This window comes from Chryseobacterium sp. IHB B 17019 (assembly GCF_001456155.1).
Taxonomy (GTDB): domain Bacteria; phylum Bacteroidota; class Bacteroidia; order Flavobacteriales; family Weeksellaceae; genus Chryseobacterium.
The window spans coordinates 1,942,323-1,958,164 of record NZ_CP013293.1 but is presented as its reverse complement, the minus strand read 5'-3'; the positions used below and the strand labels follow the sequence as shown (position 1 = coordinate 1,958,164).

At 34.9% G+C, this 15,842-nt stretch carries 18 protein-coding genes; 10 read left to right on the top strand and 8 right to left on the bottom strand.

Annotated elements, in window-relative coordinates; genetic code table 11:
- Positions 1 to 199 precede the first annotated feature (199 nt).
- Entirely contained in the window at positions 200 to 958 is a 759-nt protein-coding gene (locus ATE47_RS09105) for a hypothetical protein (protein ID WP_062161671.1), read from the bottom strand.
- A gap of 362 nt (positions 959 to 1,320) precedes the next feature.
- Between ATE47_RS09105 and ATE47_RS09100 the strand changes: the two genes are divergently transcribed.
- Together ATE47_RS09100 and ATE47_RS09095 are read left to right on the top strand one after the other, a co-directional pair.
- Positions 1,321 to 2,043 (top strand): DUF6261 family protein, encoded by a 723-nt coding sequence (locus ATE47_RS09100; RefSeq protein WP_062161670.1) that lies wholly within the window; start codon positions 1,321 to 1,323, stop codon positions 2,041 to 2,043.
- A gap of 251 nt (positions 2,044 to 2,294) precedes the next feature.
- Positions 2,295 to 3,053, top strand: a complete 759-nt coding sequence (locus ATE47_RS09095) for a hypothetical protein (RefSeq protein ID WP_062161669.1) — start codon at positions 2,295 to 2,297, stop codon at positions 3,051 to 3,053.
- Between the two features lie 15 nt (positions 3,054 to 3,068).
- Here the strand turns inward: ATE47_RS09095 and ATE47_RS09090 are convergent, their stop codons facing one another.
- Genes ATE47_RS09090 through ATE47_RS09075 form a run of 4 tightly spaced genes read right to left on the bottom strand, consistent with a single transcriptional unit; the run spans position 3,069 to position 4,794 of the window.
- Positions 3,069 to 3,434, bottom strand: coding sequence for a VOC family protein (locus tag ATE47_RS09090; RefSeq protein WP_062161668.1), 366 nt, complete (start codon positions 3,432 to 3,434; stop codon positions 3,069 to 3,071).
- Between the two features lie 56 nt (positions 3,435 to 3,490).
- The gene (locus tag ATE47_RS09085) at positions 3,491 to 4,285 is read right to left on the bottom strand and encodes a DUF3667 domain-containing protein (RefSeq protein WP_062161667.1); all 795 of its coding nucleotides are present in this window, start codon (positions 4,283 to 4,285) and stop codon (positions 3,491 to 3,493) included.
- 14 nt (positions 4,286 to 4,299) lie between these two features.
- Positions 4,300 to 4,554, bottom strand: coding sequence for a hypothetical protein (locus ATE47_RS09080; RefSeq protein ID WP_062161666.1), 255 nt, complete (start codon positions 4,552 to 4,554; stop codon positions 4,300 to 4,302).
- Positions 4,555 to 4,587: 33 nt separating this feature from the next.
- A complete protein-coding gene (locus ATE47_RS09075) occupies positions 4,588 to 4,794 on the bottom strand; it encodes a hypothetical protein (protein ID WP_062163502.1) in 207 nt (68 codons plus the stop codon).
- 224 nt (positions 4,795 to 5,018) lie between these two features.
- Between ATE47_RS09075 and ATE47_RS09070 the strand changes: the two genes are divergently transcribed.
- The 3 genes from ATE47_RS09070 to ATE47_RS09060 all read left to right on the top strand — a co-directional run bounded on the left by ATE47_RS09070 (position 5,019) and on the right by ATE47_RS09060 (position 7,873).
- The gene (locus ATE47_RS09070) at positions 5,019 to 6,647 is read left to right on the top strand and encodes an NADP-dependent glyceraldehyde-3-phosphate dehydrogenase (RefSeq protein WP_062161665.1); all 1,629 of its coding nucleotides are present in this window, start codon (positions 5,019 to 5,021) and stop codon (positions 6,645 to 6,647) included.
- A gap of 127 nt (positions 6,648 to 6,774) precedes the next feature.
- Positions 6,775 to 7,269 carry an RNA polymerase sigma factor gene (locus ATE47_RS09065; protein WP_062161664.1) on the top strand — a complete coding sequence of 165 codons (495 nt, stop codon included), beginning with the start codon at positions 6,775 to 6,777 and terminating at the stop codon, positions 7,267 to 7,269.
- Positions 7,270 to 7,276: 7 nt separating this feature from the next.
- The gene (locus ATE47_RS09060) at positions 7,277 to 7,873 is read left to right on the top strand and encodes a hypothetical protein (RefSeq protein ID WP_062161663.1); all 597 of its coding nucleotides are present in this window, start codon (positions 7,277 to 7,279) and stop codon (positions 7,871 to 7,873) included.
- A 61-nt stretch (positions 7,874 to 7,934) separates the two neighbouring features.
- Here ATE47_RS09060 and ATE47_RS09055 read toward each other — a convergent pair whose 3' ends face one another.
- The gene (locus tag ATE47_RS09055; RefSeq protein WP_228376345.1) at positions 7,935 to 9,416 is read right to left on the bottom strand and encodes a S41 family peptidase; all 1,482 of its coding nucleotides are present in this window, start codon (positions 9,414 to 9,416) and stop codon (positions 7,935 to 7,937) included.
- 224 nt (positions 9,417 to 9,640) lie between these two features.
- Between ATE47_RS09055 and ATE47_RS09050 the strand changes: the two genes are divergently transcribed.
- Entirely contained in the window at positions 9,641 to 10,735 is a 1,095-nt protein-coding gene (locus ATE47_RS09050; protein ID WP_062161661.1) for an MBL fold metallo-hydrolase, read from the top strand.
- Here ATE47_RS09050 and ATE47_RS09045 read toward each other — a convergent pair.
- Positions 10,732 to 11,019, bottom strand: coding sequence for a GNAT family N-acetyltransferase (locus ATE47_RS09045; RefSeq protein ID WP_062161660.1), 288 nt, complete (start codon positions 11,017 to 11,019; stop codon positions 10,732 to 10,734). The two genes, ATE47_RS09050 and ATE47_RS09045, sit on opposite strands and share 4 nt — an antisense overlap.
- Positions 11,020 to 11,333: 314 nt before the next feature.
- Between ATE47_RS09045 and ATE47_RS09040 the strand changes: the two genes are divergently transcribed.
- The 4 genes from ATE47_RS09040 (at position 11,334) to ATE47_RS09025 (ending at position 15,129) form a co-directional block, all read left to right on the top strand.
- Positions 11,334 to 11,756 carry a hypothetical protein gene (locus ATE47_RS09040; RefSeq protein ID WP_150114806.1) on the top strand — a complete coding sequence of 141 codons (423 nt, stop codon included), beginning with the start codon at positions 11,334 to 11,336 and terminating at the stop codon, positions 11,754 to 11,756.
- A gap of 123 nt (positions 11,757 to 11,879) precedes the next feature.
- Positions 11,880 to 12,773 carry a helix-turn-helix domain-containing protein gene (locus ATE47_RS09035; protein ID WP_062161658.1) on the top strand — a complete coding sequence of 298 codons (894 nt, stop codon included), beginning with the start codon at positions 11,880 to 11,882 and terminating at the stop codon, positions 12,771 to 12,773.
- Positions 12,774 to 12,860: 87 nt separating this feature from the next.
- The gene (locus tag ATE47_RS09030) at positions 12,861 to 13,862 is read left to right on the top strand and encodes an aldo/keto reductase (protein WP_062161657.1); all 1,002 of its coding nucleotides are present in this window, start codon (positions 12,861 to 12,863) and stop codon (positions 13,860 to 13,862) included.
- A 76-nt stretch (positions 13,863 to 13,938) separates the two neighbouring features.
- The gene (locus ATE47_RS09025; RefSeq protein ID WP_062163501.1) at positions 13,939 to 15,129 is read left to right on the top strand and encodes an MFS transporter; all 1,191 of its coding nucleotides are present in this window, start codon (positions 13,939 to 13,941) and stop codon (positions 15,127 to 15,129) included.
- Positions 15,130 to 15,327: 198 nt separating this feature from the next.
- On the opposite strand, the gene ATE47_RS09020 is transcribed toward ATE47_RS09025, so the two are convergent.
- Positions 15,328 to 15,720 carry a DoxX family protein gene (locus tag ATE47_RS09020; protein ID WP_062161656.1) on the bottom strand — a complete coding sequence of 131 codons (393 nt, stop codon included), beginning with the start codon at positions 15,718 to 15,720 and terminating at the stop codon, positions 15,328 to 15,330.
- Positions 15,721 to 15,842 lie beyond the last annotated feature (122 nt).

The window sequence follows — 15,842 nt, the reverse complement described above, 5'->3', positions numbered from 1 at the left end:
ACGCTTCCGAATTTTGTAGATGAGGATTTGTTTTAAAACCACTTTGTCAAAGTTTAAAATCTTTGACAAAGTTTTGATATAGGAAAACCTGCCGTGAGGCAGGTTTATCACTTTATGATAGAACGAATTTATAATTCATACTTATCGTTTTTTTGGTATTTCACATATTACAATTCAGTGAGATCGGTGACAGTTACAATTATAATCTGTATTTAGACATATCTTTTCCTCTCATTTCTCCAATTCGAATTGCAATTAACGATAGATATTTAATAATAGCTTCAAAAGATTTTTCATAATTCTCATTATTCACAATTATCTTGTCATTCAATTTGTAGTTTAACCAAGGACAATTTTTAATTAAGAATCTGTCTGCAATACCTCCTCGATGTAAAATATTATTTCTTTTTTGACTTAATTCAAAAATAGTTTTTGCTAATTCTTTATCCACCTTACCACTCAATCCTATCGGTGCTAATAAAGTTTCAAATCTAGTTACGCCATATTGAATTCCAATTGCTATGTTTTTTTCATAAAGTTGGAAAATATAATCGTTTTTTTCATCCTCCTCAAGTGATAAAAATTCACCTAAAGAAATTTTTAAATTTTTAAATTCATTTATCGTATTTATATTGTTATTTTTTATAAAAGTGGTTATTAAATGTTTAATACAACCTTCTAAAAATGAATAATGCATTAGTGACGCTTGTGCGTATAAAAACGGGAAGTTGGCTTCAATCTCATCTTTAGCAATTTTAGATAGCCTTTCCGCATTATAATGTTTGTTTAAATTATCTTCATTTTCTCCGTCAATATCCATTAATAGCTTGGAAATCTTCGAAGTTGTTGCTACCATCTTAATACCACTTGTAGATATTGAAATAATATCATGTAAGTAAGTTAAATCATCTACGAGCTTTTGAAGTGTATCTCCTAAATCTTCATAATTGTATTTCACGGTTATTCTTTAATTATACTTAATAGAGAATTGGCACAATATGTCAATCCAAACTATAATTCAAATATAAAGAAACTAAAGAACATTTTATTAAGGTTTTCCATATCAAAATCTCCATACAGAAATAAACCATTTCACTCCATCCAACCCCTCCAAAGCTTTAAAACACCCTTGCAACAAACCACCCAACCCCTCAGTTTATTTAAAACAAGCCTGTTTATAACTTCCCAAGATCTCAGAAAACCACCCGCAACTTGCCGAAAACCTCCCAAGCTCTCAGGAGATTTATTTCAGGGCTGTTTGTAACTAAATAAATTTTTATATATTTGATTTCTAATTTATTAATACAAAAACACAAACAAATGAAAATCGCACTCACTATGTTGAGTACTAAAGATCTTGCGACTTTAGCTCAAAGAATTATTTCAAATTCTCAATCAGGAAAATATACTGTGATCACCAATCATCCGCTTGTAGCGTCTTTACAGACTTCGTACACGGAGTATGACAAAGTTTACACAAAACAAGCCTTCAGTGGAAAAGGAAAAGATGTGGCGGCTGCAGACCGTGAAAGGGATCTTGCGTATTCCAATTTCAAAGCGTTTTTGAACGGTTACCGAAAGCTTCCTTCGGCTCCCAATGTTCAGTTGTCGGAAGACCTATACGGAATATTTAAAACTTTCGGACTGGATATCGACCGCTTAAGCTATTCTTCACAGACGGCACAGATGAAAAAGCTGATCGAAACATTAGAGCTTCCGGAAAACCAACAGAAAATTACGGCACTTTCTATCAACACAGCTTTTGCGGAAATGAAAACTAAGCAGGCAGATTTTGAAGACATTTTTGCACAGCAGGCGGAAGCCAATGCAGACCTTCGGCAGATGACAAGCGCTTCGGCCATTCGTAAGGATCTGGAAAAAGTATTAAAATCTTATATTAACCTGATCACGGCGATGAAAGACGTTCAGGGTTGGGAACTGCTGTATTCTGATATAAATGAACTGGTAAAGGCTGCGAAAAATTCTTCTGTGGCAAAAGGCAGTCAGGACAATGGAAGCCCGACAGCAACAAAGGTTGAATAATAAAACAAAAAAAGAAATTCTAAATCATTAACTCAGCTTCTCGCTGAGTTTTTTTTATTAACATCCATCTAAACCACACAGTTTGTCATCCTGAAAGGATCTAAGCTTAATATTAGATAAAAGCATGGAAAGATTCCTGCCTAGATCCTTTCAGGATGACAAACTTGTGGAAAATAATTTATGATGATAATAATATAATGATAATAAATATTACCATTAAAAGTAATATTTTTGAAGCCTAAATAACAACAATGAAAAAACTGGGAATCATCGGCTGCGGCTGGCTTGGAAATCATATAGCAGAAAAATTATCAGATCGATACGAAATTTTTGCAACCACGACTTCTCAACCCAAATTAGAAGATTTTACCTCAAAAGGATATCACCCGACGTTGGTTGACTTTCCGGACGATTTATCCGAAACAATGACAGCATGGGAAGTTGCTTCAGAATTAGATTCAATTATTATTACTGTTCCGTTTTCGGGAATCAGAGGAGCGCAGGTTTCCATGAAGGAAAGACAGGAAAACCTGTTGAGGTTTCTTGGAGATTACAAAGGTCAGTTATTTTTGATGAGTTCAACCGGAGTTTATCCTGATACTGAAAAAGAGTTTACGGAAGACGATCAACCTGCAGAAAATGTTCCGAGTGAGAGTTTTATTGCAAGCAGATTTCCGCAGGCTAATATTTTGAGATTAGCAGGATTGATGGGAGATCAGAGGCTATTAAAGAGTTACAATATTTCCGGTTTGGACCTGTTGGTGAATCATATTCATTATGCAGATATTTGTTCGGTTGTTGAAAAAATGTTGGACAATCAATCTCAGTCCAAAGTGTACAATGTGGTGGCGCCTGTTCATCCCAATAAAGAAGAGGTCATTAATGCTCAGAAGGATCTGCCGTATGAGGGAGAGCGAACCAATACAGGCAGAACAATATCGGCTTCAAAATTGATTTCAGACCTTGATTTTGAGTTTCAATATCCGGATCCGCGGTATTTTCATTTGTAGTAAATTGGTCTACAATTATCTTTCCTGAACATTAAATACTGTTCCGGCCGGATCTTGTATCCAATGCATATTTTCCGGAAGTTCTTCAATCTCGTCACACGTTTCCACAGCATTGGCATTTAAATAAGCTGTCGCTTCTTCTATATTGGGAACCGTAAGCTGTAACCATGTTTCAGAGTGGGTGTAGTTGTCAACGCAATCCAGCCAGATCACATTATTTCCGAACTTCACTTCGTGGGTTCTGGAAACAGTTGGATTATCGATTGGTTTTTCTTCAACTTCCAGTTTCAAAATGTCCTTGTAAAAGGCAACTGTTTTGTCATATTTGCTTTTTGGAATTTTAATAGCGATGTTAATTCCTGCTTCAAATTTTACATCCATTGTTGTGATTTTTATGGTTAATTATTTATAAAAACTCCAAGAAAGAAGTCGAATTTTTATTTTGGTTTCATGTATTCTAATGCTTCTGGCCCTTTAATAGCGGCAAAAATAACTGTTCCAATAAATATCATCATCATAAAAATTATAAATCCTAAAATCATTAAACCTATCGTTACTCCAACCCGGCCAATTATACTTTTTAATGGTTTATCTGAATAGAATTCTTTAAAAAACCAAACTAACATAAAAGGAACTGCCAGCATTGAAAGGCTCGTGAAATAAGAGAAATATTCCACATTATTTTTCATGATAAACATCAGCGGATACACAATGAAAATATTGAAAAGTGTATAATAGCAAAGTATATACGAATTCATTACTACATGTTCATAGTAATTGTGGCCCCATTTCCTGAATGCCAGTTTTGTAAAGAGTGCAAAAATCGGTATCAACAGAAGCATTATGATAGAATTATAGCTTGAAGTGATCGTCATATAATCATTCATGAACTCTGAATTGATATTTTCTTTTGCGTAAATAGAGGACATGATTTTTTCAAGCCCAATTATTTTGAACGATATAAAAGCAGAAATACCACTCAAGACGAAAGCCAGTAAAATAGGTTTGTAATGATTCACCCGGTTGCCGTCTATAAATTCTCTTGCTGTTTTGCCGGGATTTTTAATGATATTTTTTACAGAATACAGAAACCCTTTGTTGGTATGAAGAAAAGTATATTGAATTTCGTCCAGAATATATTTTCTGTCAATTCTTTTGTATTTCTTTTGGCCGCAATTACAACAAAAATGAGCAGTAATAATTTCATTGCAGTTTTGACAATTTAATTCCATATTATCTTAGAAAATTAGAGATTTCTTGATTTAATTTCTTTATTGAGTAAGCCTAAATTGATCAGCAAAGGAATAAAAACTGCAATCATTGCAAAAACAGGAATAAATATCGCCAAAGGAATATTCTGAGTTCCTCTTGTGACAAAAAGATAAATCAAAATGGCAATTGCCAATATATAAACAATCCCAAGGCCTATTGAAGCACCTTTTAATAAATCTCTTTTTTTGAGTAATTTTTCATCGTTTAGTTCTTTGTTTACGTTGTTCATGGTGTGACTGGTTTAGTTTTTATATAGAATAAATCATTTATTTCTTGGATTATTCATCGCTTTATAGATGAAAAATAGTGGAATTAATATGAGAAAACCAAAGCCGTTTTTCGAAATACTGTAAATAACAATTCCTATCATTACCCCAATTAATAGCGCATTAAGAAGATTAGCCGATTTCTTCTTCTTTGCTTTTTGTGATAATTCCTGATCACTTTGTTCGGTAAATTTCTTTTCCACTTGTCTGGTTGTTAGTAATTGAAACACGAATCTCTACTTTATTTTCTAAATATAAAAGAAATAATAGGATTTTTTTAAGTTAGTCATAAAATTAATATATATTTTTAATTCAAAAACCTTTTAAATAGAACAAATCTATCAATCTGCTCTTTTTAAAATCAATTGTAACGTCTACCTTTATTCTATTAAATTTTTCACTCACACTATTAAAAAAACAAAAACTTATGGAATTAGCAAAGACACCATCGTTTCATGAAATATTCAAATCCGAAAACGAAATCCCCGAAGAATATAAAGTTCCCGAAATCCATCAGAAAGTTTACCTTTTAAACGGTGAGCTGGTAGAGTGGAGTGGTGATGTTCAGAATATCTATTCGCCGGTTTGTATTCGTACGGAAAACGGTCTGGAAAGAAAACTATTGGGAAGCATCCCGAACATCAGTCCGAAAGAAGCAATGGAAGTTCTGGAAGCCTCGGTAAAAGCTTATGACAACGGACTGGGAGAATGGCCGACCATGTCTGTGGAAGGGCGTATCAAATGTATGCAGAAGTTTGTTTATCTGATGATTCAGCAGCGTGATTTGGTCATTAAGCTGTTGATGTGGGAAATCGGGAAAACACTGGGAGATTCTACCAAGGAATTCGACAGAACCGTAGATTATATTAACCAAACTATCGATGCATTGAAAGATCTTGACCGCGAATCTTCCCGTTTCCAGCAGGCGGAAGGCACGATTGCCCAGATCAGGAGAGCGCCGCTTGGCGTAGTGTTGAGCATGGGACCTTTCAATTATCCTTTGAACGAAATTTTTACCACGCTGATTCCCGCTTTAATTATGGGGAATACTATTCTATTTAAGCTTCCAAAACACGGCGTCTTGGCGCATTATCCTTTGTTAAATGCATTCAAAGAAGCCTTTCCAAAAGGAACTGTGAATACTTTGTACGGAAAAGGTTCGGAAATCATCACACCGATTATGGAAAGCGGAAAAGTGAATGTTTTAGCTTTCATCGGTTCCAGCAAAGTAGCCAACGGATTGAAAAAGCTGCATCCAAAAGTGAATCGTTTGAGAGCAATTTTAAGTTTAGATGCAAAAAATGCAGCGATTGTTACGAAACATGCCAATCTTGATGTTGCGGTGAGTGAATGCATTTTGGGTGCACTTTCTTTTAATGGTCAGCGTTGTACGGCGCTTAAACTAATTTTTGTTCAAAAAGATGTTGCCGAAGAGTTTACTCAAAAGCTGACGGCTGCCGTTTCCGCAATGAAAGCAGGGCTTCCGTGGGAAAAAGACGTAAAAATCACTCCGCTTCCGGAAGTGAATAAGCCGCCTTACCTAAAAGAATGTATTGATGATGCTTTGGCGAAAGGAGCGAAAGTTTTAAATGGAAATGGCGGATTTACAGAAGAGTCTTTTGTTTTCCCGGCGGTAGTTTATCCTGTTAATAACGATATGAAATTGTATCATGAAGAGCAGTTCGGACCGGTAATTCCGGTTGTTCCATTTGAAGATATTGAGGAGCCGATTGATTATCAGGTGAATGCAGATCACGGGATGCAGGTGAGTATTTTCAGTGAAGATCCGAGGGAAGTTTCAACATTAATTGATTCGTTCGTGAATCTGGTAAGCCGTGTCAACATCAATTGCCAGGCGCAGAGAGGTCCGGATGTTTTCCCGTTTACCGGAAGAAAAGACAGCGCGGAAGGTACACTTTCTGTATTTGATGCGCTTCGTTCGTTCTCGATCAGGTCTCTGGTGGCAGCAAAAGTGACAGATTCCAATAAAAAATTGTTAAATACAATTGTGAGGGATCATGACTCTAATTTCCTGAGCACAGATTATATTTTTTAATTTAAATTCCTAATTTTAGACTATAAAAGTCCGACGGAGTACTTCTGTCGGGCTTTTTTTATTATTTTACAAAAAAAACTGTAACATTTTTTTCAGACTGACACTAACTCCATAGACTAAAGAAATCATGACCTCACTGGAACAAGAATTTTTAGGAAAAATCGAGAAGCATAAAGGAATCATTTTTAAGATTTCTAAAATGTATATGGATGAAAAAGAAGATCGCGACGATCTTTTTCAGGAGATTACCTATCAGATCTGGAAAGCTTACCCGAATTTTAAAGGTGAAAGTCAGTTTTCGACCTGGATGTACAGAATAGCCCTCAATACCGCAATTATTTTTCTTAAAAATGAAAAAAAGAGAAGCTTTATCGCGAATGATGATTTTACCGAATACAGAATCGCCAATGATGAACCGGACAATGAAAAAGAAGAAAAGCTGAATGCGATGTACAACGCCATTCATCAGTTAGGTCCCATTGATAAAGCATTTATTTTCTATTACCTCGAAGATTTCTCCGGAAAAGAAATTGCTGAACAAATGGGAATTTCCGAAGGCAATGTCCGCGTAAAAATGAACAGGGCAAAGAATAAACTCAAAGATATTTTAAATGTAAAATAACATCAAAATGAATATAGATGAACTAAAAAATAGCTGGAACGAAGACGATTCGTTTGAAGAAACACCGGAAATCAGCATCGAGCAGAAAAATAAAATCAATCTTCCGCTAGAAAAAATACGTAAAAATATGCGCCTGGAATTTTGGTCAACCATTGGAATTTTTGTTTTTGCCTTTGGATTAATTGCTTTATGTGAGGCCCCGTTCAAGTTTAAATTTTACATCACAATCCTGATCGCTTCAATGGTTTTTGTAACTTTTTTCTTTTACAGTCAGTTTTTTAAGTTGTATAAAAATATGAGCAATACAATGTTGAAAACCTATGACAGCTTGCAGGATTTACTGCATCAGTTTAATCTGAATAAGCAGTACTACCTCTCATTTTACCTGGCTTTTGCTCCTTTTCTGGTCTGTGAATTAATTATAGTACTGGAATTTATTCCCCACCGACAGCCATTGTCAGATCTTAGGATTGCAACGACTTTAATAGGTACGCTCATTGTAGGGCTTTTCTCATTGTTTGTATTCGGAAGATACTGGTTTGATAAGTTTTACGGAAGATATATCAAGCAGATAGAGAATCTTTTAATGGAATTAAAAAGATAGGTTTCGGGGTTTCGGGTTGCGGGCCTTTGGCCCGTAACCCGAAACCCCGAAACCATTACAATTATTTATTTTGATTTTTCTCCTTCTCAATTTCATTAAGGATCCATTCCATTTGAGGATCTTTTTTATCAAGAATATCCTGCATTTTTTCAGTAATTGATACATCGGGAATTACGCCTTTTCGGGTATGTGTAAAAGTAATATTCGGCTGTACCAGAAGTAATCCGACCGGTAGATTGATTTTTGAGTTCGGTAATATCTGATAAGAATAAAATCCCGCAACTGTCCCGTCATTGGCGCCTCCGGTTTCTTCACCTACAAGCACAGCTCTTTTATCGTTTTTAAGTTTAGAAGTAAAAATCGACGACGCTGAAAAGCTGCCTCCGTTAATCAGAACAAAAATCTTCCCGTTGAAAGTATCTTTATTAGGCTTTGCGGTTTTATCAGCCTTCATTTTATAATACACTTTTCCGTCTTTTTTGTAGGTGCTGAATGTCTGCGCAAAAAAGAAAGTAGGATATGTAAGGCTTTTGTATGCATACTGGAAAAAATTACTCTGTCTGAAATAGCTGGTTTTCAAGGGAGCTATTTTTGAAGTCACCTGTGATGGTTTTATCAGGACATACGGATCGGAAGTAAGATAGGAGTATAAATTATTAATCTCATCAAGAGAACCTCCATAATTATTCCGTACATCGATGATGAGGTAAGAAGACTTTGAATTTTTAATCTTTTCAAAGGTTTCTTTATAAAATTTTTCAGAATAATCTTTTGAAAAACTTTTTACTTTAATGTAAGCAATGGTTTTATTTTCGTCAATAAATCTAAAATTACGGTTATAAGAATTATTAAAAGCTACATAATCGTTGACTTTTTTCTCAGCAGTTCGTTTTTCAAGTTCTTTATCTTTTTTAATCTCGGTTTCAGATTTTGTTTCTCTTTTTAACTGGAATGTTTTTCTTTCACCATTATAAAGCGTTTCGATTTTGGCGTGATCAGAAAATCCGTTTTCGGCAACATAAAAATAGAAAAACCAATCCTTTAGAAAATACGACTGAAACGTAGTATTAAATCCATCACTGCTTACCAGTCTTCTGTATTTTTTCAGATATTCGGAAATGGGAATGTCGTTGATTGTCAGGACTTCAGTTCCGGGCTTTATGTTTTCAATGGAATCTTTATTTTCGATAATAAAAAGACGATCGTTTTCCACATAATATTCAAAACGGCTGAACATGCCTTTCTTATTTTCTAATTGCTTGATTTCCTTAGGAGTAAACTTTTTCCGGGGAATTCTTAAAGAAAGGTGCCCCTCACGAATATCCGCAATTACGGGCTGTAATTTAAAATAAAACTGAAGCGGGGTAAGCGGCTCATTGATAGTCTGCTTGATGCTGTCAAACTTATGATCGAGATTTTCTTTAGAAATATACCAGTACAGCTGTGGATGCATTTCCTTCAATTTTGTATAAGCAAAATCTACATCCTCTTTCAACTTTTCCGGCTGAATACAGGATGCCCTTTGCTCATTATGTCTTCTCACTGATGCACAGGAAGTTATAATAATAAGAAGCAAAAATAATATAAAATAATTCTTTCGCACTTTTGTTTTTCGGGTGCTAAATTAAAGAGTTTTAAGTAATTCCGAAATGAAATCAATGATAAATTATTCAAAATTGATTATAATTTTAGTTAAAAATAAAGGTTTGTCAGTTTCCAATCGTCATATTATATTAAAGTCATACATTTAAACTTATTTTTTAAGAAATGATCTATACAATTATAGTAATAGCTGTTTTAATAGCCTTATATTTAATTATTACCAACCGTCCGGTTTTTGGGGCTGAAGCAAAAGGTAAAAGGCTGGAAAGGATGCAGCAATCGAAGAATTATAAAGACAATCAGTTTCAGAATCTCAGTTATACACCTTCATTGGCAGAGGGTTACAGTATGACAAAAGTGATATATGATTTCTTTTTTAAGAAAAAAAATCCGCTTATAAAACCTTTAAAAACAATTCCATCCATTCATACAAACCTTAAAAATCTTCCGAAAGATCAGGATGTTTTCATCTGGATGGGACATTCTTCTTATTATATTCAGACCGATGGAGTTTCATTTTTGGTGGATCCTGTTTTGAGTTCGTATGGTTCTCCCTTTAAATTTTTCAATAAAGCTTTCTCCGGAGCGGATATTTTTAAGCCTGAGGATATTCCGATTGTTGATTATCTGGTCATCACCCACGATCATTACGACCATTTGGATTATCCTACGGTAAAGGCTATTAAAAGCAAGGTAAAGCAAGTGATTTTACCTTTGGGAGTCGGTGCACATTTGGAACGATGGGGCTATAAAACGGAACAGTTGATTGAAGAAGACTGGGGTGGAGAAGCGGTTTTAAAGAACAATATTAAAATAATCTTTACTCCGGCAAGGCATTTTTCGGGAAGAAAAATGAAGAGAAATGTTACACTTTGGACGTCTTACGTTTTGGAAACCCCAACCAAAAAGCTATTTTTAGGAGGTGACAGCGGCTACGATACCCATTTTAAAATGATTGGCGATACATACGGCCCGTTCGATTATGCAATCATAGAAAACGGACAGTACAATAAGGCCTGGAAATACATTCATGCCCTGCCGGAAGATGTCATTCAGGCGAGTATTGATGTAAAGGCAAAGAATATTATTCCCGTCCATTCTTCTAAATTTGCATTGGCTCTTCATGCGTGGAATGAGCCTCTGGAAAGGGTAACAAGCCTGGGAAAACAAAAAAATCTGAATATATTGACTCCGTTGATCGGTCAGCCTGTCGATCTGAACAAATCAGACAACCAATTTAAAGCCTGGTGGGAATATTAGGCGTGCCAGATATCTTTATATCTCGCTGGATGATTCTCAAATTGCTGTCTTACGAAATCACATTCCGGATCAATCATCAGGTCTTTTTCTTCGGCATACCGCACCAATTCATCCAATAATATTTTGGCATATCCTTTACCTTCATGTTCCTCATCCAGTTTGGTGTAATAGACAATCAGCAGCCTGCCATCTATCTCGATAGACATATAGCCTGCCTTTTTTTCATCAATTAATATCTGCAATTCGTCCTGATATGGAGATATTTCAAATTTTATATTTTCCATAATATTCAGATTTTGGTGATTGAAAGAATGGTTTTGAGAACTTTTCTCTTTTTAAAATTACAAATTAAAAATTAATTTTTTAAAATAATTAATAATAATTTCGAATCCCAACATCGAAATATGTGCTGAGATAAATAGCAGAATTATGATAGCTTCGTTTGAAACATTTGTAATAGCGCTCCATGAAAATGAGAAATATTTCAAATATTCTCATGAATAATAGAGTATTTAACAAAGATTGGGAATGTTAAAAAGCAATTTGGCATTTTAATTGGAAATTAAAGTGTAACTTAATTTTTTTAAAAAAAGGCAATATGAAAAAACTATTATTAATGGCAATGCTTGTAGGAACTTTTAGTTTCTCGTATGCGCAGTCTGATTATTACAATGATTACAGAAGAAGCATTACAGATGTCAACTGGCAAAATGTAGTTGTAGATCTTGTGTTAACAACAGTACAGGCGAATCAGATTTATGCATTAAATGACAGATATCGCGATTATGATTCCTGGAACAGGGTATATGTACGCAATCCCGATGGATGGAGAACTGAGCGATATGCAGAGCTGGAAAGAATACTAGGGAATGACAAATATTTGAAATTTAAAAACAAATATTATAAAGGTCAAAATCCGGTAGCTTATTACAACAAGAACAAAAATAATGATAAGCGGTACAAGCATATGGACAAAAAAGCAAAAGTCCATAAAGGAAAACAGGGAAAAGGACATCATTAAATCAATTATCAACAACTATACACTTCAACTTTGAATGGCTGGTCTCAGGACCGGTCATTTTTTATTTTATCAATTGTGATTATTTTATGAGGTAGATTTGTTTGAATTTTATAATTTTGATTCATGGAATTTAAAGAAACAGTAAAAGGTTTTTATGAACGTAATTCTTTGCAGTGTATCAAAACTCCCGGAGTGGGGCATTTCAATGTATTCACGAGAGACAATTGTTCATTGATAACACCTTATAGTAGAAGAGATTATTATAAAATATCCCTGATAATAGGAAAAGGTAAACTACATTACGCAGATAAGTGGATTTATGTGGACAAACCTGCTTTGCTGTTTTCCAATCCTGTCATTCCTTATTCCTGGGAAGCGGAAGATGCTGATCAGAGAGGGTTTTTCTGCCTTTTTACAGAGCAGTTTTTGCATGACGGAAACCGTTTTGGAAATCTTCAGGATTCGCCGCTTTTTAAGATTGGAGGAACTCCGGTTTTCTTTATTGATGAGGTACAGCAAAGAGTGGTTTCTGATATTTTTATTAAAATGATGACCGAGATACAGTCGGATTACCTGCATAAATACGATATGCTTCGGGCTTATCTTCATCTCTTAATTCACGAAACGATAAAAATGCATCCTGCAGAGAATTTTGAACCTTACCAGAACGCTTCACAAAGAGTAGCTTCTTTATTCATGGAATTATTGGAAAGACAGTTCCCAATCGACAGCCCGGAAAGGTATCTGAGATTGAAAACACCCACGGATTATGCCGAAAGCCTTTCTATTCATGTAAACTCGTTAAACCGCTCTGTGAAGGAGATTACAGGCAAAACAACCACTCAGCAGATCACTTCAAGAATTATTCAGGAGGCCAATGCTTTGTTGAAGCACACAGATTGGAATGTCTCTGAAATTGCCTATGGATTGGGTTTTGATGAACCAGCTTATTTCACGAATTATTTTAAAAAACAGACCGGATTAACACCCAATGCGGTAAGAACTTCCGTTGTTTGAATTTTATAATTCTTCGTTTGAATTCTATATTGGAACCGGAAAATCTCTGTTATAATTTTGTCATGTTAAATTTAATCACAAAAAATCATGAAATTTAGAAAATTAGGAAACACAGGAGAGCAGTTGTCTGCTATTGGTTTGGGATGTATGGGAATGAGTTTTGCGTATGGCCCTACAGACGAACAGGAAAGTATCAATACATTACATAAAGCATTGGACTTAGGCGTAAACTTCTGGGACACAGCGGATATGTATGCGAATGGAGAAAATGAAAAGCTGATTTCAAAAGTTCTGGTTCCGAATCGCGATAAAATTTTTATTGCTACGAAGTTCGGGTTCAGATTTAAAGACGGAAAAGCCAGTCATAGCGGTGCTCCGGGAACTTATTTCGATGGCTCGCCGGAATGGATTAAAAAAGCTGTTGACCTCAGTCTTCAGAGATTAAAAATTGATGAAATCGACCTATATTATGCGCATAGAGTAGACCCGAATATTCCTGTTGAAGAAACAGTGGGAGCTATGGCGGATCTTGTAAGAGCCGGAAAAGTAAGATATTTAGGATTATCAGAAGCTTCTGCAGAATCTATCAGAAAAGCGAATAAAATTCATCCAATTACAGCTTTGCAGTCAGAATATTCACTTTTGACCAAAGATGTTGAAAAGAAAATTTTACCGACAATCAGAGAGCTGGGAATTACTTTGGTTCCGTATTCTCCGTTGGCGAGAGGGCTTTTCTCTAATATCAATAATGTTCAGAATCTTGGTGATGAAGATTTTAGAAAATCGTTACCGCGTTACCAGGAAGAATACCTTGAAAATAACAGGAATTTAGCAAAAGAATTTAATGAATTTGCACAGTCTAAAGGTGTTAAAGGAACTCAATTGGCGTTGGCCTGGGTCTTAAGTCAGGGAGATGACATCATTCCGATTCCGGGAACAAAACGTATAAAATATCTGCAAGAAAATGTAGAGGCCATTAATATCGAGCTCTCACAGTCAGATTTAGAAACCATCAATTCTATTCTGAAAAAATATCCGAATGTGGGTGAAAGGTATAATGAAGGTTCGATGAAATTAGTAAATAATTAAAGATAAACTATCAATTCAATTCCTGAAAAATATTATCAGGAATTTGAATTTTTCATGAAAAGATTTAATGACAGGAATGGTTACACTTAAAGAAAAAAATAAATTTATTGCTACAATTTTAGCATTTGCTGTTATTCCGATGTCTGGGTTGGCGACGGATATTTATCTGCCTTCAATGCCGAGTATGGCGACAGAGCTGCATCAGCCGGAAAGCAATATCCAGCTTACTTTATCCATATTTTTAATCAGTTATGGATTGACACAGTTTTTTGCCGGAAGTATTGTCGATTCATTCGGAAGATACCGGGTTTCAATGATTTCACTGGCTTTATTTGTGGTTTCATTTTTAATTACAGCTACGACTCAAAATATCTTTGTGATCTATGCGATGCGCGTGCTACAGGGAATTTTGTCCGGATTTGCGGTAGTTTCGAAGCGGGCGTTTTTTGTGGACGTTTATGAAGGAGATCAGCGGAAGCATTATCTCAGCATTATGACAATTGTGTGGTCGGTGGGGCCTATTATTGCGCCTTTTATCGGTGGATATTTGCAGAAAATTTTCGGATGGCAGTCTAATTTTTATGTTCTCGCCGGATATAGTTTATTGCTTTTACTATTGGAGTTTATATTTTCAGGTGAAACTTTAAAAAAGAGAAATCCTTTTCATCTTGAGTTTCTGTTGAAAGAATATGATTCTATGTTTAAAGCAAAAGATTTCTTCTACGGAATGGTCATGTGCGGATTGAGCTATTCGATGATTATGTTCTTTAATTTGTGCGGTTCTTTCATTATTGAACATAAAATGGGCTACTCTGAAGTGGTTGCCGGTTATGTTTCGTTGATTCTGGGATTTGCCTGGATGACGGGAGGGTTTTTAGGAAAAGCATTAATTAATAAAGCGTTTTTGCCTAAAATCCGTTATGCCAATTTTATCCAGTTGTTTTTAATCATTTTAATGTTTATTGCTTCATATTTTTCAAATAATATTTACAGCCTGGTTGCTTTTGCATTTTTAATTCACGTTACTGCCGGATTTATCTTTAATAATTACTTTTCGTACTGTATCGGAAGGTTCCCGAATTCTGCCGGAATTGCCGGTGGTTTAACGGGTGGGGTTGCTTTCATCATTACCTCTGCGATCAGCTATGGAATTGTAGCAGTGATCAGACCTCAGATGCAATTGGAGGTTGCGGAAGGATATTTTGTGTTGGGAGTTTTAGGGCTTTTTATTTTAAGTATGATTAAATTAAGAAAGGCACATGCCTAAATTGAAAGATTTAAAAATCAGCCTCAACTTTTTACCTTAACCTTAATCTCAATTTATATTTTTTCTACACATAAATTTCAACAATAAATCCTCCCAGCAATGAGAGGATTTATTTTTAACATAAGAATGCATGAAAAGTTGAATGTCGCACTATAAGTATGACGTTGAATGTTTATTTTTTACTTTAATCTAATGAAATTAAATTTCGCCAAAAATAAGCTCTGGAGTGTATAATTTTCTAAACATGAAGTATGTTACCGAAAGTACCGTAAATGCTACAATCGCATCAATTGTTGCCGGAAAGCCAAGTACTGCGATTTTTGAAAAGAATGCGAAAATAATATCGAAAAACATTCCTGCAAAAACCCATTCTTTCAATCTTAATAATCTGTTTGGAAGTAATAAAACCAAAATTCCTGTTAATTTAAATACACCCAAAATGTAGATAAAATGCGATGGATAGCCTAATTGCTGGGTAATATCCCAAACTACTGGATTTTTTGTCAGTTCAAAGAAGCCGCTTGCTCCAAACCATAATGACATAAAAATTGCTCCCGACCAATAGATGATTTTTGTTGTTTTTGTTTTCATTTTTTAGTTGTTTTAAGTTGTTGATGTTTATTTATTTGAATTGAATTTTAAACAAGCAACACAAATGTTATCACTAATTTCCACGGATTTTAATAGTGTTTATTTGTGAAGATATTTGTGTT